Source organism: Aeromonas sp. s3 (assembly GCF_040907805.1).
GTDB classification, from domain to species: Bacteria; Pseudomonadota; Gammaproteobacteria; order Enterobacterales; family Aeromonadaceae; genus Aeromonas; species Aeromonas dhakensis.
The window spans coordinates 152,540-172,906 of sequence record NZ_JBFOCQ010000017.1 but is presented as its reverse complement, the minus strand read 5'-3'; the positions used below and the strand labels follow the sequence as shown (position 1 = coordinate 172,906).

The window sequence follows — 20,367 nt, the reverse complement described above, 5'->3', positions numbered from 1 at the left end:
GATAACATGCAGACCGATACCACCCAGACTCCGGAATATGAAGCAAAGCTGGAAGCCTTTATGGCCGATGGTGGCACCCTGGCCATGCTGCAGGATATTTCCGACGACACCCTGGAGCAGCTTTATGCGTTGGCCTTTGGTCAGTATCAGGCTGGCAAGTGGGAGGATGCCCACAAGATTTTTCAGGCCCTCTGCATGCTGGATCACTACGAGCCGCGCTATTTCCTCGGGCTCGGTGCTTGCCGGCAGGCGATGGGAGAGTTCGAGACGGCGGTCGAGAGCTACAGCTTTGGCGCCATGCTCGATCTGAACGATCCCCGTTTCCCGTTTCATGCCGCCGAGTGCCGGTTGCAACAAGGTGATTTGAACGGGGCCGAGAGTGGCTTCTACTCGGCCCACCTGCTGGCGGACGCGGATCCGTCGCAGGCCGATCTGGCGGCAAGCGCCAAGGTCATGTTGGAAGCCATCGCAATCAGAAGGGATCAGCAAGATGAACCCGATCAGCAATGAAAGAAGCGTTTCCTCGCTGGGAAACACAGGTGACGTAACGGGTCTGAAGCCCGTTGCTCAGCCTCGCAGTGAAACGCGGCTCGATGCCGCGACGGCCCCAGCCAGTGGGCAAGTCCGCAAGCCGGGTGTTTCTTTGAACGCCCCCCTGGCAGTGAGCAATGGTCAACCCGCTTCTCAGCAATTGACTGACGTCAGCAGATTGCTGACACAGGTCAAGCAGAATGCCAGCCTGCTCCTGCCGCACACCAACGCATTGGTTTCGGCCGCCTTTACCTCGCCGGAAGCCTTTGAAATTGAGCTGGGCAAGTTGACCAGTGATCTGGAGAAGACCCAGAACAGGCTCAAACTCGCCGATCTCGATCGGGCCCGCACCCAGAACGAGAAGAAGATCGCTGAGAACCAGGAGAAGATCAAAGAGGCCGAAGAGAGTGCACAGAAGGCCAAAAAATCGGGTCTGGCCAGCAAGATCTTTGGCTGGATCAGTGCCATCGCGTCCATGATCATCGGGGCTATCATGGTGGCGACCGGTGTCGGGGCCGCAGCAGGTGCACTGATGATTGCCGCTGGTGCGGTCGGTGTCGTCAATATGGCGGTACAGCAGGCAGCTGAGGATGGTCTTATCTCCAAGGAGGTGATGGAGAAGCTAGGGCCTGTGCTTATGGCGGTGGAAATTATCCTCGCAGTTGCCTCGGCGGTGGTGACATTTGGCGCGGGAGCGGTCAAGGGACTTGCCAAGCTGGGGGTAAAAATGGGCTTCAAGATGGCGGGCAAGGGGGCGAGTGAAATGGGCCTCAAGCTTATCCAGAACTCCGCCAAGGTTTATATGAAGGCTGCTGACATCTCGGCCAAAGTAGCAGGGAATGCCGCGAGTACCACGGCGAAAATGGCCAAGATCGGTACCCAAACAGCGGATATCATCGTTGATGTGGGCAATGGTGTGACCAAGACCGTCGATAGTGCAAACCAGGCCAAGCTGCTGCTCAAGCAAGCTGATCTACTGGAGAACCGCCAAGAGATGACGGCGCTGCAAGGGGTGATTGACAAACTCAAAGAGGCGATTGCCCAGATGATCGAGGCGTTTCAGCAGACCATGGAGATGATCTTTCAGATGCTCAACGCCAAGGGTGACATGATGAACAACCTGGCCCGCAGGCCGGCCGCTATCTAAGGAGTATTGCTCATGATTAACAGTGATTATGCCAATGGCGTAAACCATACCAGCCTGTTACCCGAAATGCGCACCGGCGAGAGCCAACAGGTTCGTCACCCGGAAACGATCCATGAGGCTGCTGGCTCGGGCGGTCAGCGAGCGGCAGAGAACAAGAGCCTGCCAGTGCTTCCGCGTCCCTCCGTTCCCTTTGATACCAAGGGCGTTACCCAGATGACGGAACAGCTGGAAAGCGTGATGGACATGATGTCGCTGCTCTTCAAGCTGGCACGTCAGGCCCGTGAAATGGGACTTGTACAGCGGGATACCGAGAACAAGCTGGTTATCGGTCATCAGCAGGCGCAAGTCGATGAGATGCGCCATGGCGCCATGTTGATGATTGCCACTGCCGTGGTTTCCGGTGTTATGGCTGTTGCATCGGCGGTCATGGGAGGCTTCTCCATGGCCAAATCGGCCAAGACGATCAAACAGGACAAGGCGCTGAATGCCAATATTGCCGGGCGACAGCAGGAGCTGAAGCAGATCGGGGATATCAAGAAGACGGCGGGTCTTGAGATGGGGGATGCTGGCCAGGATCTGACTGCAAGGATCAAGAACGACAAGGCAGCCCTGCTGACGTTGAACAAGAAGTTTGATGCCAACAATAGCCGTCAACAACTTGCCGGCACCGTGACCCAGTCAGTGGGACAAATGAGTAATTCTGCAGTGCAGGTATCGCAGGGGACGAGCCAGGCAGAGGCCAAGGAAGACGAGGTCAAAGCGACCATCAGTCAGGCCGAGAAGCAGAAGATTGAGGACAACATGTCCTTCAATGTCAACTTCATGAAAGACGTGCTGCAACTGATGCAGCAGTATGCTCAGAGCCAGAACCAGGCCTGGAAAGCGGCCTTTGGTGTTGCATAAACACCATGATCGTCGGGGCGCCCATTCGGGCGCCTTTTTGTTTTCCGGCCATTTTTCATAAAAGAGCCGCCCTTGAGTGACAGCCTGAGGTGGAATGGCAGGCTACCATCCTCTCCTCTCTGCTGGAGGACATCATGGATCTACCCCTCATCATCAATCAGCTGCTTGCTGAGTTTGCTACCAAGTACGGCCTGCCATCTCTGGTTTTGAACCAGGAAGGTGTTGCGGCATTGTGTTTTGATGATCACTTGCAACTAGCCTTGATCCTGGTTTCAGAGCGAGATCAGCTGGTCTTGCAGGCCAACGTAGCCGAGCTGCATCAGGTTGGTGAGGGTATATTCCGCCAGTTGGCTAGTTTCAACCGTCATTGGTATCAATTCAATTTGCACTTCGGTTTTGACGAATCGTCACTGATGGTACAGCTCTATCGTCAGATGTCAGCCAGCCAGCTGACGTTGGCCTCTCTTGAAACAAGCCTTGCCAGCATGCTTGAACATGCCGAGTTCTGGCAGGAGCTGCTGAGGTCATCACATCACGTTGAGACGAATCATGATGAGATGCAGGGTGTTCGGGTATAACCATGAAGATACAAGAGCAGCAAGTGACGGCCCTGTCGCAAGGTGCCGCACGATCTCAAGATGGCAACTTTGCCGGGCGGGAGATGCATATAGTTTCGATTGGCAGTGATCCTCAACCGTTGGCGGTACAATTGCGTGCTTCCATCCACCTTGATCAAACTCATGAGGTGGCGTTGCAACGCTTGCAGCAGGGAGAACATTTGCCACTGTCGGAGCGGAGGATCAGGGTCGTATGAAAAAATGGCTGGTGTTGATGATGTTGGGCCTGCTGACAGGCTGCGTCACGACGCCGATGGTCAAGCCAGCGTTGAGGCAATTGAAGGGAGAGGTTCATCTGGCTGGAACACTCCCTCGGCCTGCCCGAGTGGAGGTCACTGCGCTGAGCGTTATCGACGGTCGTCCTCTGGTGGTGGCTGCAACGGAATACGAAGTAACCATGTTGCCACTGACATTCGAGCTACGTTTGACGCCACTGCAAATGGCAGAAGGCAATATATATCTGCGAGCCAGATTGCGTTTCCTTGGCAGTTCAGTTGTGCAAGCAGCGTATCAACAAAAAGTTTTTAAGGAATTTAATCCGGATACATATCATTTCGAATTGCGGCCAAGATCTTGTTATCCGCAATGTCAATAAATGCTGAACTAACAAACGGCGCTCAAATCAATTGTTTATCAACAATCTGTCTTATTGGAAAAGTTTATTTTTGTAACAAACTATCATCGGTATATAACGACAGCTTTAGTTTGGTCATCAAAATGATACATGAGTAGTGTATTGACTCTAATTTATGACTGGTTTTCTTGCGCATAGCTGTTGTAGGATGCTCCCCCTCATTTCAAAGGTGATTAATTAATTGCCTATATTGGAATCAGTTAATTCAATACAGAATAAATAAAACGCCAATAATAAGACGCCCGGCAGAAATCCTGTCTTTGCTGAGGAGTCACAGGCACCACGCGCAGATTCAGGAAAACGACAATATGAAAGGCATTACAACCACAGAGAAGGGTGATATAGCCCGGCTCCAGTGGTGCATGTCTGCTTTTAGTGTCATTGAGCATTCGCAGGAGGGAATATATATCCTCTTGGATGGAACTATGACCTGGCAGGACTGCACCGATACTTACGAGTTATCCGCTAACGAGTTGATGTTCGTGCGCCGTGGCAATTATGCGGTCTGTACCGGTGAAGCGCCTTGTCACCTGCTTTGGTTACCCCTCTCAAATACTTTTCTGCAAGGTTTTTTGCAACGTTTTGGTGCACTGTTGAGTGACGTGCCCAGAATAGACACGATTGCACCTAGTTTATTGCCATTTGGCACCTCACCGTTGCTGACTCAATGCATTCAAGGGTTGCATGGCCTGACTGAACACGAATATCCACCAGCCCTTGCTCAATTGCGTACCGAGGAACTGCTGTTTCTGCTGGCATTTGGGGAGCTCGGTCCGCAATTGATGTCCATCTTGCGTCAACTGAGTAATCGACAGGTTGAGCGCTTGCAGCATTTCATGGAAAAGCACTACCTGATGGAGTGGAAACTCAGCGAGTTTGCCAAAGAGTTTGGTATGGGACTGACCACCTTCAAGGAGCTTTTCGGCTCTATCTATGGTGTCTCTCCTCGTGCCTGGATCAGCGAGCGCCGTATTCTCTATGCTCATCAGTTATTGCTCAATAGCGAGATGAGCATAGTGGATATTGCGATGGAGGCCGGTTTCTCCAGCCAGTCCTATTTCACTCAAAGTTATCGGCGCCGGTTTGGTTGTACGCCAAGCCGCGCCAGACATGGCAAAGATTAACGCCGGACTAAAATAATCTGACGTTTTTTATAAGTCGGAAGAGGGAGTAATGGATAGAATAGCCAGCATATCAACACACTATTCGATTATTGCCCGCAGCAAGATGAGCAAGGCATAGCATGAGTCAGCAAGATCACCACTCCCCAAAACGAGGCTTGTTTGCAGGCCGTCGGGTTACGGTTGTCCAGCCAGAGCGTCTTTCTCTAGAGCAGCTGGTTGGCCAGCAATCCGTGCTCTGCTACCAGGATGCCGGTGTGCTCACTGCACAGCAACTGAACCTGCTGCAGCGTGTGTTGCCCAGAACCCGATTGGAGGGTCTGCTTGCATCTGTCTGGCTGCAGCGCCGCATGGAGGTTGCCATGGCTGTGTCACGTCAGGACATGCAACGGATCCTGCGCTCGGCTGCGAACGCAGAAGAGGGCTCCTGGGTCGAGCAACTGGGAGATGCTATCAACCTGGCTGAACGCCCGTTACTGTGGCACTGGGTGCTCTACCCCCTGCATCGCTGGTGGGTTTGCCATCAGGAGCCTCTCCACTCAGGCTGGACAACCGAATTGGCGCAACTGCAGGTCATGCGGCGTCAATTGAATGCTCAAGCCGTTTTCTGGCAGACGGTGGTGGATGTCCAATCCGGTATCGAGAGCAAGATTGATGCCCAGCTTGCCCAGTTGACGCGGCGTGAACAGGAGCTGCTGCAGTTGCAAGCCGAATGTGAAACACGTCTTCATCTGGCTTGGCCTGCATGGTATGCACGGCACACAACAGAGGGCGAGCCACAGACATTGATGCCGGTCCCGCTGGAGCTGGAAAAATTCTGGCATTTACTGGAAGCCCTGCCAGTTCAGTCCACAGCTGCCGAGCCATTGCATGCGTGGCTGGCAGAAAGAGGATTGGCCCTTTCCCAGGATCGTTTCTACTGGCTGCCACAGGCCCGCTAGATAACCCGAGGACCTATGCAAACTCTACTCAATCGATTGGCCGAAAAGCTGGGCCAAGGGCCTTTTGTTGCTGATGTTCAGGGAAAGTACCATCTGCGGCTTGATGGTTATCCTCTTTTTCTGTTGCCAAGACCAAATGAACTCTTGGTGAGTACGCCCCTGGCAAGTGCCGCTGGGCAGCGAGCCCAATTGCTGGAACCGTCACTGTTGAAGCGCCTTCTGCAACAAGCCGTCGCCTGGGCGCGCCATGCTCCCCAGGCTTTGGTGCTAGACGAATTGGGCAATCTGCAGCTGGAGGCCCGACTCGCCCTGGAGTGGCTTGATGAGCATCAATTGGAGGCGCATCTGAGTCAGCACATCGCCTTGCTGGAAAGGCTCGAACCCCAACTGAATGAGGCTGCCATGGCCCCCCAATGGAGACAGATGATATGGCATCCCTGAGCGTGCAACGCCTGCTTCGTCCTCTGTTGTTGTTCTGTATGGGAGCGATGGCATGGTCTCGCCCTGCACTGGCGCAAGAACTGGATTGGCTTCCCATGCCTTACAGCTATGTAGCTGAAGGGGAAAGTCTGCGGGATGTACTGGTCAATTTTGGTGCTAACTACGAGGTTTCCGTAGTGGTGAGCGACAAGATCAACGATCAGGTGAATGGCCAGTTTGAACATGAGGAACCCTTGGCATTCTTGCAGCAGCTGGCATCCCTCTACAACCTGGTCTGGTACTACGACGGCAACGTGTTGTACGTGTTCAAGAACAGTGAAGTCCAGTCCCGACTCATCAAGTTGGCACAGACTGGTGCCGCGGAGCTGAAGCAGGCTCTGTTGCGTGCAGGTATCTGGGAGCCTCGTTTTGGCTGGCGTCCGGACGCAGATAATCGTCTGGTTTATGTCTCAGGTCCTCCGCGTTACCTCGAACTGATTGAGCAAACCGCCATGGCGCTGGAGCAGCAGTCCCAACTGCGCAGCGAAAAGACTGGACCACTTGCCATCGAGATTTTTCCGCTCAAGTACGCGTCAGCCACCGACCGGGCCATTCAATATCGTGACAAAGATGTCGATGCCCCCGGTGTCGCCACCATTCTTTCCCGGTTGCTCAGCAATGCAGGTGTGCAGATGGTCAATGGCGAAGGCGCAAAAGGGGTTGGCACTCATTCGGGCCAGGCCATTGTCCAGGCAGACCCTTCCCTCAATGCCGTGCTGGTACGTGATGCGCCGGAGAGGATGGCCATGTATGGCAAGCTGATTGCGGCTCTGGACAAACCTGCCGCTCGTATCGAAGTTGCGCTCTCCATCATTGACATCAACGCCGAGGATCTCTCCCAGCTGGGGGTTGATTGGCGAGTGGGGATCCGTACCGGCTCCAACCAACAGGTGATTATCAAGACCACGGGGGACCGCAAAGGGATAGAAGGGGGGGCCGCTCTCGGCAGTCTGGTGGACTCCAGAGGACTCGATTATCTGCTGGCCAGGGTCAATCTGCTAGAAAATGAAGGAAATGCCCAGGTGGTGTCTCGGCCGACCTTGCTGACCCAGGAAAATACTCAGGCCGTGATCGATCACAGTGAAACCTATTACGTCAAGATCAGCGGAGAACGGGTAGCAGAGCTGAAAGGAATTACCTACGGCACCATGTTGAGGATGACGCCCAGGGTGATCCAATTGGGAGACAGGCCGGAAGTGAGCCTGAGCCTGCACATCGAGGATGGCAGTCAAAAACCCAACAGTTCGGGTTTGGATGGTATTCCCACCATCAGTCGTACCGTTGTGGATACCATTGCTCGGGTTGGACATGGGCAGAGCCTGCTCATCGGTGGGATTTACCGTGACGAATTGAGCGAGAGCCTGAGCAAGGTACCTTTTCTGGGGGATATCCCCTATCTGGGGGCTCTGTTTCGCAGCAAGGAGAGCCAGACACGCCGTCAGGTGAGGTTATTCATCATCGAGCCCCGGCTGATCGATGATGGCATCGCTCATTACCTGTCGTTGGGGCATGGGCAGGATCTGCGCGCCGGGGTGCTGGGTGTCGATGAGATCTCCAATCAGAGTCTCTCCCTTGGCAAGGTGCTCGGCGGAGCCCAGTGTCAACCCTTGGCCGCAGCCCGTGAGGTACAGCAACTGCTGCGCCAGGGGGGCAGGAGCTCTTCTCTGACTCGTTGTCAGATGGGTCGTGAGCAGGGGTGGCGCCTGGTCGAAATGAGCAAAGAACAGAAATGCACACCGGCTCTGGAGTGGTGTGTGCAAGCCGGGGAAGCGCGATGAGCTGGAAATGTCGCATATACCGCGGGTTGAATCAGGGGGTCGAAGTCACGCTGCCAGAGGGGCGTCTGGTCATCGGTGCAGATCCGCTGCAAGCCGATCTGGTTTTGGTGGATGAGGGAATGGCTCCCGTTCACCTGACCTTGATGGTGACCTCGGAAGGGATCACTTTGCAGGAGTGGGCTGAAGGGGTTGTCCCTACCCAGGACGGAGACGTGCTGGAGGTAGGAGCCTTGCTCAAGGCTGCTACCCGGCTTGAAGCCGGCCCGCTGCTCTGGAGTTTTTGTGATGGCAGTCTATCACTGCCAGAGCAGTTGGAACCGCTATTGGTGGCTCAGACTGTTCTTCGCCCACCAAAGCGTGCCCGGCGCGCCGACCTCTGGATGGGGGGATTGTGTCTGATGCTGGTCATCGCAGTGCTGGTTCTGCTTGGACATGGCTGGTGGCAGGGAAACAGTGACAATGACGTTGTTCGTCAGGAGCAGACCCTAAAGCGTTTTCTTGTGTCACCGGTTTATCAGCAGGTAACGCTCAACAGCGATGTCCAGGGGTTGTGGCTGCTGTCCGGTTATGTGGATGAGAACAGCACTCGACTGGCACTGCAACAGTATTTGGACGGCAGTGGTTTCAATTATCGGCTGGATGTTCGCACCATGGAGGATCTTCGCCAGGGTGCCGGCTTCATCTTGCAGAAGTTGGGCTATGAGCAGTTGCAGATCCGCAATGGCAAGGAGCCTGGCTGGCTGCGGTTGAGCGGCGAGATTGATACGCAGGATCCAAATTGGAACAAGCTTGATTCCCTGCTCAGACAGGAGGTCCCCGGGCTGATGGGGATTGAAAATCAGGTGCAGATCGCAGGTACTTATCGCGAGCGGCTAGATGGATTGTTGCAGGAACAAGGACTGTCCCGTGCGCTGCGCGTGAGTGAAACGAAAGGGCGGCTTGAAGCTTCCGGGCAGTTGGATGGCACCCAGCTTGTCAAGTTTCAATTGGTACAACAGCAATTTCGGCGGGAGTTTGGTGCTCATCCTGTGTTGGAGCTGATTAATCAGACCAGGACGCCACGTCAGGATGAGCTGGAATTTGAGGTACGCAGTGTCTCGTTTGGCCGCGTTCCTTACGTGATCCTGGCTGATAACCAGCGTTATCCCGTCGGTGGTGCGACGGCTGGTGGGGTTCGCGTGCTGGCCATCCGTCCGGATGCCGTGGTGGTCAGCAAGGGAAAACAACAATATATCGTCAAGTTAAAAGGAGTCGAGCGTCATGATGACCAATTTGGAAGCGCGACTGTCCGGCGTTGATCCCACCTTTGCTCGCGAGCTGCAGGAGCAGCTGGTGCAGGCACTGGGGGCTGTGAAACGGCAACTGCTGCGCGGTGGAACCCCGCAACAATATCGAGAGTGGCAACAGGAGGCTGACGCCATTGAGGCGGGGCTCAAGATCATTGGCAAGATAAAGGAGTACAACCATGGCTGATTACTTTACCTATACAGACAAGAACAGTAACACCCTCGACCAGGTGGCAACCAATCTCTCGGGACAGGCCAATACGGCCAATACTGAGGTCAACAAGGCCATTGAGGCGATGAAAACCAACCCGGACAACCCTGCGTTGCTTGCCGAGCTGCAGCACAAGATCAACAAATGGTCGGTTATCTACAACATCAACTCCACCGTGACTCGGGCCATGAAGGATCTGATGCAGGGCATTTTGCAGAAAATTTGATGATGAATATTGAACTCAAGAAGCTTCTGGCAGAACTGGCTCTGGCGGGCACAGGGCATCATTGCCATCGGGAGGCGGCTTCCATCGCCGACTGGCTGGATCATGAAACATCCATGGCTGAATGCGTGACCTTGATCCGCCTGTCCTCCCTGATGAATCAAGGGGACTATCAGGGGGCTCTGTTACTGGGGCGCACTAACTCTTCGCAGGATATTGAGCCTTGGTTAGCCCTGTGTGAATGGCGCCTTGATATGCATGATGAGCTGGTTGTGCGCCTGACAAGGCTGGAAGAGAGCGGGCAACCCGCTTTGCAGCAGTTTGCGGCTGGCTTGCGTGAGCAGATGGCATTATGAAGATTGAAGGCGGCGTCAATTCCCTTGGCTATGGGGAGGGGCAGTCCGAGACGTTTTCCAAGCCGCTGGTGCAGCACGGGTTTGAACGTCTGCTGGCTCGCACGGATGAACCAACACTGTTTGAACGCTGGAAACAGGGCTCTGCATTGGAATCCCTATTGCAGGGTGCGTCATCTGCGGTTCAGCGGGATCTGCTATGGCAAATTCATCAGCAAGGAGGGGAGCAGGCAAAATTGGTTGGCAGTCAGCTGTTTCAGCCGGTGACAGACAAGCTGATCGCCTATTTTTCAGGTCGTCAGTTGCCTGTCGTGGCCGCGATTGATCTGCCGGAGTTGCGGGCTCTGATGCGCGAGTTTGACCCGTTGCCGTCGCGACGGGAGAAGGTACTGCTAAACGTAATGGCAGACCTCAAGAAAGTTGCCACCGGAGATCAAACTGACCTGATATATCTCGATGAATTGGCCCGCCGTGAATTGATGACGCTGATCCCGCTCAACGGCATGGTGAACAACCTGATGCGACACTCGCACAAACTTGATCTGGAGGCATGATGGAAATTTCCCAGTCAGCCCAGGCGGTCGTAACCAGCCTGGATGAGTTGAAGACGACGGATGCGACCTCTTCCCAAGTTGCCAGTTTTGAACAGGCGATGAGTTCCCCATCCCAGGGGATTGGTGGTTCTTTGCTTGGGGAGTTGGGGGAGATCAGGCAGCAATTTGTAGAAGCCAAGGAGAGCTTGCGCGCCGAGCTATCGACGCCGGGCGATGATCCCAACAGTCTGATGCAGATGCAGTGGTCATTGATGCGGATCACCATGCAGGAAGAACTGATTGCCAAGACGGTCGGCAAGATGAGCCAGAACGTTGAAACACTGTTAAAGACCCAGTGAGGTAGTGTGAAGAGATCAATGCTGATGGGGGTGGTGTTCACCTCACTGCTGCTCGGTGGCTGCAAGGTGGAACTCTATACCGGGGTCAGTCAGAAGGAAGGCAACGAGATGCTGGCGTTGCTGCGCACCGAGGGGATCTCCTCGGACAAGCAGCCGGACAAGGATGGCCATGTCAAATTGCTGGTGGAGGAGTCTGATGTAGCGCAGGCCATAGAGGCACTCAAGCGTAAAGGCTATCCGCGCGAGAGCTTTTCCACCTTGCAGGATGTCTTTCCCAAAGATGGACTCATTTCATCCCCAACTGAGGAGCGGGCACGCCTCAACTATGCTAAGGCCCAGGAAATTTCCCATACCCTGTCCGAAATAGACGGTGTACTGGTAGCCAGGGTGCATGTGGTGCTGCCCGAGGGGAATGAAGGGATCAGCAAGAAACCTTCCCCCGCATCGGCTTCCGTTTTTATCAAGCATGCGGCAGACATCCAGCTGGATACCTATATTCCGCAGATAAAACAACTGGTCAATAACAGTATCGAAGGGCTGGCCTATGACAGGATCAGTGTTGTGCTGGTGCCTTCTGCAGATATTCGCCAAATGCCTCTGGTATCGCGCAATACCAGTATTTTCTCCATCGAGGTGAGCGAGTCATCGAAGTGGCGGTTGACGGGGTTGATTGCCCTCTTGTTGATGTTGGTGGTGACCACCAACCTGGCCCAATATATGTGGCATCGAAGTCGGAGTCGTTGATGACGGTTGGTCTGACGCCCTACCAATTGCGATTTTGCCCGGCTGCCTATCTTGATGAGGGGCATTTTCCCGAGTCTTGGCGCTGGGTGCAGGAAACAATGCCGGAGTGGCGCACTCTGCCTGCCGTCAACGAGGCGTTGCTGGATGAACTGACATTGGACACTGTCTATGAGCTGCCTTCCCCTCTGGGTGGATTGGCTCTCTTTCCTCGAAGTGAACTCATCCGCCTGCTGACATACCTCGGTGCCGTCTTGCACGGTGAATCCATTCGTCATTGCCTGCTGGCTTCCACCTTGCGCCATATCATCAATTTGTTGGGGGAAGATGGGTACCGAACCCTGTTGTCCCAGCTTGACTTGTTGATCGGTCCCTGGCCTGCCGGTTGGCAGCAACCCTTGCCGCAGCAGCTGAATGATGCCTGTCTGGAGGCCACCGGATTGCAATTCTGGCTGGCGGCTGCGGGAGACACGGCGTCCGGCTGGTGTCAGCGGCTGGCGTTGCGGTTGCCTCCAATGATTCCCGCACCAACATGGCATATGGCAACTGAGCAGGTACCACTTGCCCGGGCGCTTTGTCTCAAAATAGCCAAACAGGTAACGCCGCAATGCTGCCATTTGTTGAAATAAAGAGTGAACATCTGCAGCTGGCCCCAGGCCAGCGTATCTTGCGTAGTCAGGATTATCAGTCCTATTTGAGTGCACAGGCTCTGGTTGATGCGGCCAGAGCACAGGCTGCCGAGATAGTGCAGGAGGCGCACAGCGTGTATGAGCAGCAGCGCGAACTTGGCTGGCAAGCCGGCATGGAACAGGCTCGTCGTGAGCAAGCCGTGTTGATCCATCAGACCCAGTTGCAGTGTCAGGGGTACTATCGCACTGTGGAGCAGCAGATGAGCGAGGTCGTGTTGCAGGCCGTGCGCAAGATCCTGCATGACTATGACCAAATTGCGTTGACCCTCAAGGTAGTGCGCGAAGCACTCTCGTTGGTGAGCAACCAGAAACAGGTCACGGTTCGGGTAAACCCTGAACAGGTTGCGGCGGTGCGTGAGCAGATCGCCAAGGTACACAAGGATTTCCCCGAAATCGGTTATCTGGAGATCTCTGCCGATGCCCGTCTGGATCAGGGCGGCTGTATTTTGGAAACCGAAGTGGGAATTATCGATGCCAGTCTGGATGGTCAGTTGGAGGCTTTGTCTCGGGCCATTTCTCTGACCTTGGAACGGGGCGAAGCACGCTCATAGCACATATATAGCATCACGACATCGCAGTGAGTTCCGTCAGTGGATGGCTGGCTCTTGGGTATTGAGAAAAGCCCCGGCAACCTGGTTGCCGGGGCTTTTTGCTGTCTGTTGCAAGCGGGATGCGCTGCTCATGGCTGGCTGCCGGGGGTGGGCTGCTTGTATCTGCCGAGCACCAGCAGGGTGAGCAGGCAGCAGGCGGCGCCGGCGTAGAAGGTGCAGGCGGCGCCCAGAGTGTCCCACAGCAGCCCGGCCAGCAGGCTGGCCAGCAACATGGCGAGGCCGCAGACCAGATTGAAGAAGCCGAACGCACTGCCGCGCAGTTCCGCGGGGGCGCTGGCGGCCACCATGGCGGCCAGCAGACCTTGGGTCATCCCCAGATGAATGCCCCACAATATCACCCCCAACAGCAATGACCCCCAGTGGGGGCTGGCCGCCAGCACCAGATCGGCGGCCACCAGCACCAGCAACCCCCAGACCAGCAGGGTACGGTGACTCATTTGATCCGAGAGGCGCCCGAACGGATAGGCGCTGAGGGCATAGACCAGATTCATCGCCACCATGACCAGCGGTACCAGGGCGAGCGCCATGCCGCTTTGCTGGGCGCGCAGCACCAGAAAGGCTTCGCTGAAACGGGCCAGGGTAAACAGGGCGCCGATGAGCACCACCCAGCGATAGGGTTTACCCAGCCGGCGCAGGTTGTCGCGCCGCAAGGGGTTGCTGCGGGCGTGGTGGCCAGCCGCTTTGGGTTCACGCAGGCCGATGGCGAGCAGGGTGACCGAGGCCAGCCCAGGCACCACCGCCAGCCAGAAGATGGCGCGAAAGTCATCGTGCCAGAGCAGCATCAATCCGACGGCCAGCAGTGGCCCCAGCAGGGCGCCGACCGTGTCGAGGGATTGGCGCAGGCCAAAGGCGGCGCCGCGCAGCTCCGGCGGAGTGAGGTCGGCCACCAGCGCATCGCGGGGGGCGCCCCGAATGCCTTTGCCGATTCTGTCCAGCAGGCGGGCGGTCAGTATCAACCCGCTGCCAGTGGCGATGGCGAACAGCGGCTTGGTCAGGGCTCCCAACCCGTAACCCAGCAAAGCCAACCCCTTTCGTCTCCCCAGATAGTCGCTCAAGGTGCCGGAGAAGACCTTGACCATCAGGGCCGTCGCCTCTGCCATCCCTTCGATGAGGCCGATGGTGAGGGCACTGCTGCCGAGCACGGTCACCATGAACAGGGGCAGCAGGCTGTGGATCATCTCGGACGAGATGTCCATCAGCAGGCTGACAAACCCCAGCACCCAGACGCCACCCGGGATCCGGCCGGCGGGTTGGGGAGCGGGGGGACGGCTTGTTGTGGTCATGGGGTTCTCCTGCCTTGCATCGATTCACCCAGAGCATAGCCAGCCCGGCCGCCACAAGGCTGCCGGGCTGGCTGATCATGTCTGCCAGCGTAAGCGCAGACGGTTGCCTGCGGTCACGGCATCATTGCTCGATGTCGAGTTCGGCCCGAACCGGTTGCCGGTTGCGCAGGGTCGAGATGAGCACCAGGGTGGCGATGGCGGCCAGCAGGGCAAAGGAGGCGGAGTAACGGCTCAGTTCAAGCCCGCCCTTGCTGAGTGGCTTGTCCAGAAAATCCCCCACCACGGCGCCAAGGGGCCTGGTCAGGATGAAGGCGGCCCAGAACAGCAGGGTGCGCGATACCCGGGTCAGGTAGTAGGCGGCAACGATGGCGGCCAGCATGCCGCCAAACAGCAGGGTGCTGCCCGCATAGCCAAAGCCGGCCTCGTCTGCGGTCCAGTCACCCAATGCGGTGCCCAGGGTCTGGGAGAACATGATGGTCACCCAGTAGAACAGCTCGGTGCGCGGCGTGGTGATGCTGCCGGTGGAGATGCTGCCCTGCAGCCGATACCAGAGCAGGAAGGAGCCCATCAGCAAGGCCAGCAGCAGGGTGGAGCCGCCGGCATAGCCCAGCCCGAGCGAGCGATCGACAAAGTCTGCCAGTGTGGTGCCGACCGTGGTGGTGGCGATGATGGTGGTCCAGTAAAGGAGGGGGTTGTAGGAGGTTGCCGCGATCTGCGCGCTGACCGAGACGAAGAAGATCACGGCAAAGATGCCTGTGCTTACCAGATAACCGAGCTCCATCGACATGGAAACGGCGTCCCCCCCTGTCTCCCCCAGGGTGGTCGCCAGGATCTTGATGACCCAGAACGCCAGGGTGATCTCTGGCACCTTGCTGATCGCTGCCTTGCTGTTGTCGTGCATGTTAACCCTCTCTCGTATCTGTCGTATGACGAGGACTCGTCAGGAGACAGCGTCGCCGAGCACTCTTAAGCAAAACTTAAGCGCGGGAGAGGGACCTGAAAAATGGTGGTAACGACGTGCCGATGGGAGGGCGTTGTCATTCAATATGACAGCGCGCCGGTTTTTTGAGCGACCACATAACACGGATTGCTTAATTCTTCCTTAAGTTTTGCCGGTTAGGCTGTCGGTTTGCTGTGGTTGTTGATATTTATCACATTATTGAAAATGTCTGAAAATATCGCATTTGGCGTTTTCAACACACTGTTACTATCCGGCGCCAAATATCGGCGTGTCGACTCCGGAGCAGGTATTTCAAGGTGTAATAAAGAAGTGTAACAGGGAGATATACATGCCTTCTTTTCTTAGAATAAGAATTGTTCCATTTGTGTTTTTGCTGGCATTCATCTTTGCCTTCTTGCTCAACTGGCCAGTATTGCTGCATTTTTATGAAATATTGACGCAGCTTGAACATTTTAAAATCGGGTTTGCCATCTCTATTCCCATCGTGCTGGTTGCGGCATTGAACTTTGTCTTCATGCCATTTTCTGTGCGTTATTTCATCAAGCCTTTCTTTGCCTTTCTGTTTATCACAGGTGCTATTGCCAGCTACACCATGATGAAATACAAGGTGTTGTTTGATGGCGACATGATCCAGAACATCTTTGAGACCAACCAGAGCGAGGCGCACTCCTATCTGAGCGTGCCCATCGTGATCTGGGTATTGCTGGCCGGGGTACTGCCGGCGGTGCTGCTGTTCTTCGTCAAGATAGAGTATCCGGCCAGATGGTATCAGGGGCTGCTGCAGCGCGGGCTCTCCATGCTGGCCTCCCTCGTGGTACTGGGGCTCATCGCCGCGGCCTACTACCAGGACTACGCCTCGGTCGGGCGCAACAACCAGACCCTGAACCGGGAGATAGTACCGGCCAACTACATGTACAGCACCGCCAGGTATCTGCAGAAACGCTATCTGACAGAGCCGGTGCCGTTCCAGCGCCTGGGCGACGACGCCAGGCGGGTGGCCGGTGCGGACAAGCCGACCATGATGTTCCTGGTGGTGGGGGAGACGGCGCGCGGCAAGAACTTCTCCATGAACGGCTATCACAAGGAGACCAACCCCTTCACCAGCAAGCAGGCGGGGATCATCTCCTTCAACGACGTGCGCTCCTGCGGCACGGCGACCGCAGTCTCGGTGCCCTGCATGTTCTCCAACATGGGGCGCAACCAGTTCGACGGCAACCAGGCCCGCAACAGCGAAGGGCTGCTGGACGTTCTGCAAAAGAGCGGTGTTTCCATCTTCTGGAAGGAGAACGACGGCGGCTGCAAAGGGGTGTGCGATCGGGTGCCCAACATGGTGGTCAACCCGAAGGATCACCCCAAGTTCTGCGACAAGAACACCTGTTATGACGAGGTGGTGCTGGAGGGGGTGGATGACGAACTGGCTGGCATGAAGGGGGACAAGCTGGTGGGCTTCCACCTCATCGGCAGCCATGGGCCGACCTATTACAAGCGTTATCCGGGCTCGCACCGCCACTTCCTGCCGGATTGCCAGCGCAGCGACATCGAGAACTGCACCGATCAGGAGCTGGAGAACACCTATGACAACACCATTCGCTACACCGACTATGTGATTGCCAGCATGATCGAGCGCTTGAAAAAGTACGAGGACAAATACAATACGGCGCTGGTCTATATTTCCGACCACGGTGAGTCACTGGGGGCATTGGGACTTTATCTGCACGGCACCCCTTATAAATTTGCACCGGATGATCAGACCCGGGTCCCCATGCAGGTGTGGATGTCATCGGGTTTTGCCAAAGAGAAGGGGATGAACCTCGACTGTTTGCAGCAGAAGGCGGCCAATACCCGTTATTCTCACGACAATCTGTTCTCCTCCATGCTGGGGATCTGGGATGTGAATACGGCCGTGTATGAACAGCCGCTGGATATCTTCAGCCAGTGTCGCAGCGTGCAATAACGCCATAGCGAGATAAAGGGGAGCCAGGCTCCCCTTTTTTATTTTGGTGCGCCAGTATGATTATCCTTTGAGCGACTTGCCGCACCGACCAGATGGGGCGGGCGGATCCCTTTATCTGGCGTATGATGTTTCTGTTTATTAATTGTTCAGAGCGATGGTGGGATGTGAGTCTGCGTCGCCGGGGAATTAATCCGGCCAGAGCTGAGTAATTTATTTTCGCGGCGAGACTCGTCTTTTACAAAAGAGTCGATATAAAGTGGGATGCCATGCTGGGGCGCGCTGGTTTGCCGGAGGAACAGGCCGTCACGCTCACCTTCCCGGCTCGTCCGTCATGGCGCATCACACAGCAATCAAAGAGCAAGGGGCGAGTACGTGCCAGGGGCACTGCCCGCCATCGGTGCAATGTTCAGCAACATGACGCAGGCAGCCATCAGCCGCGTCGGTAGGGATTGGCAATGCGGCGTCATCTGTTTATCTGGTTAGGCCCGTTATGTAGCTTGTTGTTGTTGGGGGCGGCGCTGGTCGTCCTCTATCGTTTGACCCACCTCTGGCACTGGCACGACATCCGGCTGGCCATCTGGTCTTTGCCGCTGCCGCTGTTGGGCGGTGCCCTGCTGCTGACCCTGCTCAGCTATGGCTGTCTCTGCTGCTACGACATGCTGGCGGTGCATGCCCTCGGCAAGCGGCTGCCCTGGCAGCAGGTGGGGGTCACCTCGTTTATCGCCTACACCTTCTCCAATACCCTGGGTTTCGCCCTGCTGACCGGCTCGTCGGTGCGCTATCGCATCTACTCGGCACTCGGGCTCAACACCGGGGAGGTGGCCAGGATCATCCTCTTCTGCTCGGTGACCTTCTTTCTCGGCCTGCTGGCCTGGGGGGGCTCCGCCCTGCTGGTGGGGCAGGCCACCACCCTGTTGCCGGACTGGCCACTGTGGGCCGATCAACTGCTCAACCTGGCGGGGGGGCTGGCGCTTTTGGCGGTGCTTGGCTACCTGTTCTGGCCCAAGCCCGTGCTGGTCTGGCGCGGCCATGAGCTGGTGTTGCCGGTATTCAGAACCCGGTTGCTGCAACTGCTGGTGGCGCTGCTGGACTGGATGGCCGCCGCCGCCGTGCTCTATGTGCTGCTGCCGGCAGACAGCGTCTCCTATCCGGTGCTGCTCAGTGCCTTCGTGCTGGCCAGCTTCCTCGGGGTGCTGGCCCATGTGCCGGGCGGGATTGGGGTGTTCGAGGCGAGCATGAGCCTGCTGCTGGCCAAGTACCTGCCGGTGGACAAGCTCCTGGCCTCCCTGCTGCTCTATCGCTGCATCTACTATGTGCTGCCTTTCCTGTGCGCCCTGCTGCTGTTCACCAGCCAGGAGCTGTTGCAGCAGAAAGCGCGCTGGAGCCGGTTGCAGGGCATCATGAGCGCGGTGCGCGAGTTCCTGCCGGCGCTGATCAGCCTGGGGGCGTTCGCGGCGGGCAGCCTGCTGCTCTGCTCGGGGATGATCCCCACCATGCGCGGGCGCATCGAGATGTTCCTGCAGGTATTGCCGCTGCACCTGCTGGAGCTCTCCCATGTGCTCGGCAGCGTCAGCGGCGTGCTGCTGATCCTGCTGGCTCGCAGCCTCTACCGGCGCCACGATGCCGCGTTTCGCATCACCCAGCTGCTGTTGGGGCTGGGGATGATCTTCTCCCTGCTCAAGGGGTTTGACTGGGAGTCGGCCCTGCTGCTCGGGCTGTTCCTGCTCATCATCACCCCCTGTCGCTCACTGTTCTATCGCAAGGGCTCCCTGCTGCACGCCCAGTTCACCCCGGGCTGGCTCATCTCGGTGGGGGCCGTGCTGCTGGGGGCGCTCTGGCTGCTGCTCTTCTCCTACCGCCAGGTGGAGTATGACCACGCCCTCTGGTTCCACTTCTCGCCCCATGGCGCCGCCTCCCGCGGGTTGCGGGCCATGGGCAGCGTGGTGGCGGTACTGGCGGTGGTGGGGGTGGCCCAGCTGTTGGCGCCGCTGCGGGTCTCCGGGCGCAAGCCGGAGCCGGACGAGCTGGCCCGTGCCCATGCCTTGGTGCTGCGCGAGGGGGGCGGTCACGGTTACCTGGCCCAGCTTGGCGACAAGTCGCTGCTGTTTCATCCCGGCGGCGAGGCGTTTCTGATGTACGGCGTCGAAGGCAACGGCTGGATCGTGATGGGGGATCCCATCGGTCAACCTGAGCTTATCGAGGAGCTGCTCTGGCAGTTTCGCGAGCTGTGCGACCAGCACGATGCCAGCCCGGTGTTCTACCAGGTGTCGGCCCGCTACCTGCCGCTCTATCTGGAGCTGGGGCTGATCCCGTTCAAGCTGGGGGAGGAGGCCATCGTCGATCTGGCGGCCTTCGAGCTGGCCGGCAGCCGGCTGCGCAACCTGCGCCAGAGCCATGCCAAGGGCAAGCGGGAGGGGTTGTCGTTCGAGGTGGTGGCGCCGGAGTGCGTGCCTGCGCTGCTGCCCCGCCTCAAGGAGGTGTCGGACACCTGGCTGCAGAGCAAGCAGGGCAAGGAGAAAGGCTTCTCGGTGGGCAGTTTCGAGCCGGCCTATCTCAGTCTGAGCCCGGCCGCCCTGGTGTGGCACGAGGGTCAGATCGTCGGCTTTGCCAACCTCTGGGTCAGCGACAACAAGGCGAGCCTCTCCATCGACCTGATGCGCTACAGCCTGGACACGGGCACGGCCCCCATCATGGATTTCCTGTTCGTCGAGCTGCTGCTGTGGGGCAAGGGCGAGGGCTACGCCAGCTTCAACCTCGGCATGGCCCCCATGTCCGGCTTCAACGATCACCCCCTGAGCGGCTACTGGACCAAGCTTGGCAACACCATCTTCACCCGGGGCAGCCGTTTCTACAATTTTCAGGGGCTCAGGCGCTACAAGGAGAAGTTCTCGCCGGACTGGGAGCCGCGCTACCTGCTCTGCGCCAGCAAGCTGGTGTTGCCGCGGGTGCTGACCAACCTGATCTCCCTGATCAGCCGAGGCCCGTTCGGGCTCATCAAAAAGTAGGAGTCG

23 protein-coding genes are annotated in these 20,367 nt (G+C 57.0%); 21 read left to right on the top strand and 2 right to left on the bottom strand.

What is annotated here, in order from left to right:
- Positions 1-6: 6 nt before the first annotated feature.
- The 19 genes from AB5Y98_RS09555 (at position 7) to AB5Y98_RS09465 (ending at position 13,098) form a co-directional block, all read left to right on the top strand.
- The gene (locus AB5Y98_RS09555) at positions 7-510 is read left to right on the top strand and encodes a SycD/LcrH family type III secretion system chaperone (RefSeq protein ID WP_017783020.1); all 504 of its coding nucleotides are present in this window, start codon (positions 7-9) and stop codon (positions 508-510) included.
- Complete coding sequence (aopB, locus tag AB5Y98_RS09550) at positions 491-1,678, top strand: type III secretion system translocon subunit AopB (protein ID WP_139725153.1); 1,188 nt, start codon at positions 491-493, stop codon at positions 1,676-1,678. Before AB5Y98_RS09555 ends, aopB begins: the two co-directional genes overlap by 20 nt.
- A 12-nt stretch (positions 1,679-1,690) precedes the next feature.
- Entirely contained in the window at positions 1,691-2,581 is an 891-nt protein-coding gene (aopD, locus tag AB5Y98_RS09545; RefSeq protein ID WP_017784900.1) for a type III secretion system translocon subunit AopD, read from the top strand.
- A gap of 134 nt (positions 2,582-2,715) precedes the next feature.
- Positions 2,716-3,159 carry a type III secretion system chaperone gene (locus AB5Y98_RS09540; RefSeq protein WP_005302426.1) on the top strand — a complete coding sequence of 148 codons (444 nt, stop codon included), beginning with the start codon at positions 2,716-2,718 and terminating at the stop codon, positions 3,157-3,159.
- A 2-nt stretch (positions 3,160-3,161) separates the two neighbouring features.
- Positions 3,162-3,395, top strand: coding sequence for a T3SS regulon translocated regulator ExsE family protein (locus tag AB5Y98_RS09535; protein ID WP_017783016.1), 234 nt, complete (start codon positions 3,162-3,164; stop codon positions 3,393-3,395).
- Positions 3,392-3,793: a YscW family type III secretion system pilotin gene (locus AB5Y98_RS09530; RefSeq protein WP_274437062.1), complete on the top strand. Its 402-nt coding sequence runs from the start codon at positions 3,392-3,394 to the stop codon at positions 3,791-3,793. Before AB5Y98_RS09535 ends, AB5Y98_RS09530 begins: the two co-directional genes overlap by 4 nt.
- Positions 3,794-4,140: 347 nt before the next feature.
- Positions 4,141-4,956, top strand: coding sequence for an AraC family transcriptional regulator (locus AB5Y98_RS09525; RefSeq protein ID WP_054544593.1), 816 nt, complete (start codon positions 4,141-4,143; stop codon positions 4,954-4,956).
- Positions 4,957-5,075: 119 nt separating this feature from the next.
- A complete protein-coding gene (locus tag AB5Y98_RS09520) occupies positions 5,076-5,894 on the top strand; it encodes a T3SS regulon anti-activator ExsD domain-containing protein (RefSeq protein ID WP_244365664.1) in 819 nt (272 codons plus the stop codon).
- 15 nt (positions 5,895-5,909) lie between these two features.
- Positions 5,910-6,335, top strand: a complete 426-nt coding sequence (locus AB5Y98_RS09515; RefSeq protein WP_054544595.1) for a YscB family type III secretion system chaperone — start codon at positions 5,910-5,912, stop codon at positions 6,333-6,335.
- Positions 6,308-8,152, top strand: a complete 1,845-nt coding sequence (gene sctC, locus AB5Y98_RS09510; RefSeq protein ID WP_244365668.1) for a type III secretion system outer membrane ring subunit SctC — start codon at positions 6,308-6,310, stop codon at positions 8,150-8,152. Before AB5Y98_RS09515 ends, sctC begins: the two co-directional genes overlap by 28 nt.
- Positions 8,149-9,450, top strand: a complete 1,302-nt coding sequence (sctD, locus tag AB5Y98_RS09505; RefSeq protein WP_336290921.1) for a type III secretion system inner membrane ring subunit SctD — start codon at positions 8,149-8,151, stop codon at positions 9,448-9,450. The genes sctC and sctD overlap by 4 nt, the downstream gene beginning before the upstream one ends.
- Positions 9,413-9,625, top strand: coding sequence for an EscE/YscE/SsaE family type III secretion system needle protein co-chaperone (locus AB5Y98_RS09500; RefSeq protein WP_017786730.1), 213 nt, complete (start codon positions 9,413-9,415; stop codon positions 9,623-9,625). The genes sctD and AB5Y98_RS09500 overlap by 38 nt, the downstream gene beginning before the upstream one ends.
- Positions 9,618-9,875: a type III secretion system needle filament protein AscF gene (gene ascF / locus AB5Y98_RS09495; protein WP_005302405.1), complete on the top strand. Its 258-nt coding sequence runs from the start codon at positions 9,618-9,620 to the stop codon at positions 9,873-9,875. The genes AB5Y98_RS09500 and ascF overlap by 8 nt, the downstream gene beginning before the upstream one ends.
- Positions 9,875-10,228, top strand: a complete 354-nt coding sequence (locus AB5Y98_RS09490) for a YscG family type III secretion system chaperone (protein WP_268010581.1) — start codon at positions 9,875-9,877, stop codon at positions 10,226-10,228. The genes ascF and AB5Y98_RS09490 overlap by 1 nt, the downstream gene beginning before the upstream one ends.
- Positions 10,225-10,779 carry a YopR family T3SS polymerization control protein gene (locus AB5Y98_RS09485; RefSeq protein WP_268010582.1) on the top strand — a complete coding sequence of 185 codons (555 nt, stop codon included), beginning with the start codon at positions 10,225-10,227 and terminating at the stop codon, positions 10,777-10,779. The genes AB5Y98_RS09490 and AB5Y98_RS09485 overlap by 4 nt, the downstream gene beginning before the upstream one ends.
- On the top strand, positions 10,779-11,117 hold the full coding sequence (gene sctI / locus AB5Y98_RS09480; RefSeq protein WP_005347994.1) for a type III secretion system inner rod subunit SctI: 339 nt from the start codon (positions 10,779-10,781) through the stop codon (positions 11,115-11,117). Before AB5Y98_RS09485 ends, sctI begins: the two co-directional genes overlap by 1 nt.
- Positions 11,118-11,123: 6 nt before the next feature.
- Positions 11,124-11,861 carry a type III secretion system inner membrane ring lipoprotein SctJ gene (gene sctJ / locus AB5Y98_RS09475; RefSeq protein WP_269320737.1) on the top strand — a complete coding sequence of 246 codons (738 nt, stop codon included), beginning with the start codon at positions 11,124-11,126 and terminating at the stop codon, positions 11,859-11,861.
- A complete protein-coding gene (locus AB5Y98_RS09470; RefSeq protein ID WP_336290920.1) occupies positions 11,861-12,487 on the top strand; it encodes a Yop proteins translocation protein K in 627 nt (208 codons plus the stop codon). The genes sctJ and AB5Y98_RS09470 overlap by 1 nt, the downstream gene beginning before the upstream one ends.
- Positions 12,466-13,098: an HrpE/YscL family type III secretion apparatus protein gene (locus AB5Y98_RS09465; RefSeq protein WP_054544601.1), complete on the top strand. Its 633-nt coding sequence runs from the start codon at positions 12,466-12,468 to the stop codon at positions 13,096-13,098. Before AB5Y98_RS09470 ends, AB5Y98_RS09465 begins: the two co-directional genes overlap by 22 nt.
- A 128-nt stretch (positions 13,099-13,226) precedes the next feature.
- On the opposite strand, the gene AB5Y98_RS09460 is transcribed toward AB5Y98_RS09465, so the two are convergent.
- Both AB5Y98_RS09460 and AB5Y98_RS09455 read right to left on the bottom strand, forming a co-directional pair.
- Positions 13,227-14,441: an MFS transporter gene (locus AB5Y98_RS09460; protein ID WP_368231802.1), complete on the bottom strand. Its 1,215-nt coding sequence runs from the start codon at positions 14,439-14,441 to the stop codon at positions 13,227-13,229.
- A gap of 121 nt (positions 14,442-14,562) precedes the next feature.
- Positions 14,563-15,342 (bottom strand): hypothetical protein, encoded by a 780-nt coding sequence (locus tag AB5Y98_RS09455; protein ID WP_368231801.1) that lies wholly within the window; start codon positions 15,340-15,342, stop codon positions 14,563-14,565.
- Between the two features lie 388 nt (positions 15,343-15,730).
- On the opposite strand from AB5Y98_RS09455, the gene AB5Y98_RS09450 reads away from it, so the two are divergent.
- A complete protein-coding gene (locus tag AB5Y98_RS09450; RefSeq protein WP_368231800.1) occupies positions 15,731-17,356 on the top strand; it encodes an MCR-3-related phosphoethanolamine--lipid A transferase in 1,626 nt (541 codons plus the stop codon).
- 455 nt (positions 17,357-17,811) lie between these two features.
- Positions 17,812-20,361 (top strand): bifunctional lysylphosphatidylglycerol flippase/synthetase MprF, encoded by a 2,550-nt coding sequence (gene mprF, locus AB5Y98_RS09445; RefSeq protein WP_024941090.1) that lies wholly within the window; start codon positions 17,812-17,814, stop codon positions 20,359-20,361.
- The last annotated feature ends 6 nt before the right edge of the window (positions 20,362-20,367 follow it).

Excerpts from the sequence above, each read along its gene's own strand:
- aopD (WP_017784900.1), top strand. The coding sequence starts at position 1,691 with ATGATTAACAGTGATTATGCCAATGGCGTAAACCATACCAGCCTGTTA.
- AB5Y98_RS09555 (WP_017783020.1), top strand. The coding sequence starts at position 7 with ATGCAGACCGATACCACCCAGACTCCGGAATATGAAGCAAAGCTGGAA.
- AB5Y98_RS09525 (WP_054544593.1), top strand. The coding sequence starts at position 4,141 with ATGAAAGGCATTACAACCACAGAGAAGGGTGATATAGCCCGGCTCCAG.
- sctC (WP_244365668.1), top strand. The coding sequence starts at position 6,308 with ATGGAGACAGATGATATGGCATCCCTGAGCGTGCAACGCCTGCTTCGT.
- AB5Y98_RS09530 (WP_274437062.1), top strand. The coding sequence starts at position 3,392 with ATGAAAAAATGGCTGGTGTTGATGATGTTGGGCCTGCTGACAGGCTGC.
- AB5Y98_RS09455 (WP_368231801.1), bottom strand. The coding sequence starts at position 15,342 with ATGCACGACAACAGCAAGGCAGCGATCAGCAAGGTGCCAGAGATCACC.
- AB5Y98_RS09500 (WP_017786730.1), top strand. The coding sequence starts at position 9,413 with ATGATGACCAATTTGGAAGCGCGACTGTCCGGCGTTGATCCCACCTTT.
- AB5Y98_RS09540 (WP_005302426.1), top strand. The coding sequence starts at position 2,716 with ATGGATCTACCCCTCATCATCAATCAGCTGCTTGCTGAGTTTGCTACC.
- ascF (WP_005302405.1), top strand. The coding sequence starts at position 9,618 with ATGGCTGATTACTTTACCTATACAGACAAGAACAGTAACACCCTCGAC.
- AB5Y98_RS09470 (WP_336290920.1), top strand. The coding sequence starts at position 11,861 with ATGACGGTTGGTCTGACGCCCTACCAATTGCGATTTTGCCCGGCTGCC.
- AB5Y98_RS09490 (WP_268010581.1), top strand. The coding sequence starts at position 9,875 with ATGATGAATATTGAACTCAAGAAGCTTCTGGCAGAACTGGCTCTGGCG.
- AB5Y98_RS09460 (WP_368231802.1), bottom strand. The coding sequence starts at position 14,441 with ATGACCACAACAAGCCGTCCCCCCGCTCCCCAACCCGCCGGCCGGATC.
- AB5Y98_RS09535 (WP_017783016.1), top strand. The coding sequence starts at position 3,162 with ATGAAGATACAAGAGCAGCAAGTGACGGCCCTGTCGCAAGGTGCCGCA.
- AB5Y98_RS09450 (WP_368231800.1), top strand. The coding sequence starts at position 15,731 with ATGCCTTCTTTTCTTAGAATAAGAATTGTTCCATTTGTGTTTTTGCTG.
- sctD (WP_336290921.1), top strand. The coding sequence starts at position 8,149 with ATGAGCTGGAAATGTCGCATATACCGCGGGTTGAATCAGGGGGTCGAA.
- sctI (WP_005347994.1), top strand. The coding sequence starts at position 10,779 with ATGGAAATTTCCCAGTCAGCCCAGGCGGTCGTAACCAGCCTGGATGAG.
- AB5Y98_RS09485 (WP_268010582.1), top strand. The coding sequence starts at position 10,225 with ATGAAGATTGAAGGCGGCGTCAATTCCCTTGGCTATGGGGAGGGGCAG.
- AB5Y98_RS09520 (WP_244365664.1), top strand. The coding sequence starts at position 5,076 with ATGAGTCAGCAAGATCACCACTCCCCAAAACGAGGCTTGTTTGCAGGC.
- AB5Y98_RS09465 (WP_054544601.1), top strand. The coding sequence starts at position 12,466 with ATGCTGCCATTTGTTGAAATAAAGAGTGAACATCTGCAGCTGGCCCCA.
- mprF (WP_024941090.1), top strand. The coding sequence starts at position 17,812 with ATGCGGCGTCATCTGTTTATCTGGTTAGGCCCGTTATGTAGCTTGTTG.
- AB5Y98_RS09515 (WP_054544595.1), top strand. The coding sequence starts at position 5,910 with ATGCAAACTCTACTCAATCGATTGGCCGAAAAGCTGGGCCAAGGGCCT.
- aopB (WP_139725153.1), top strand. The coding sequence starts at position 491 with ATGAACCCGATCAGCAATGAAAGAAGCGTTTCCTCGCTGGGAAACACA.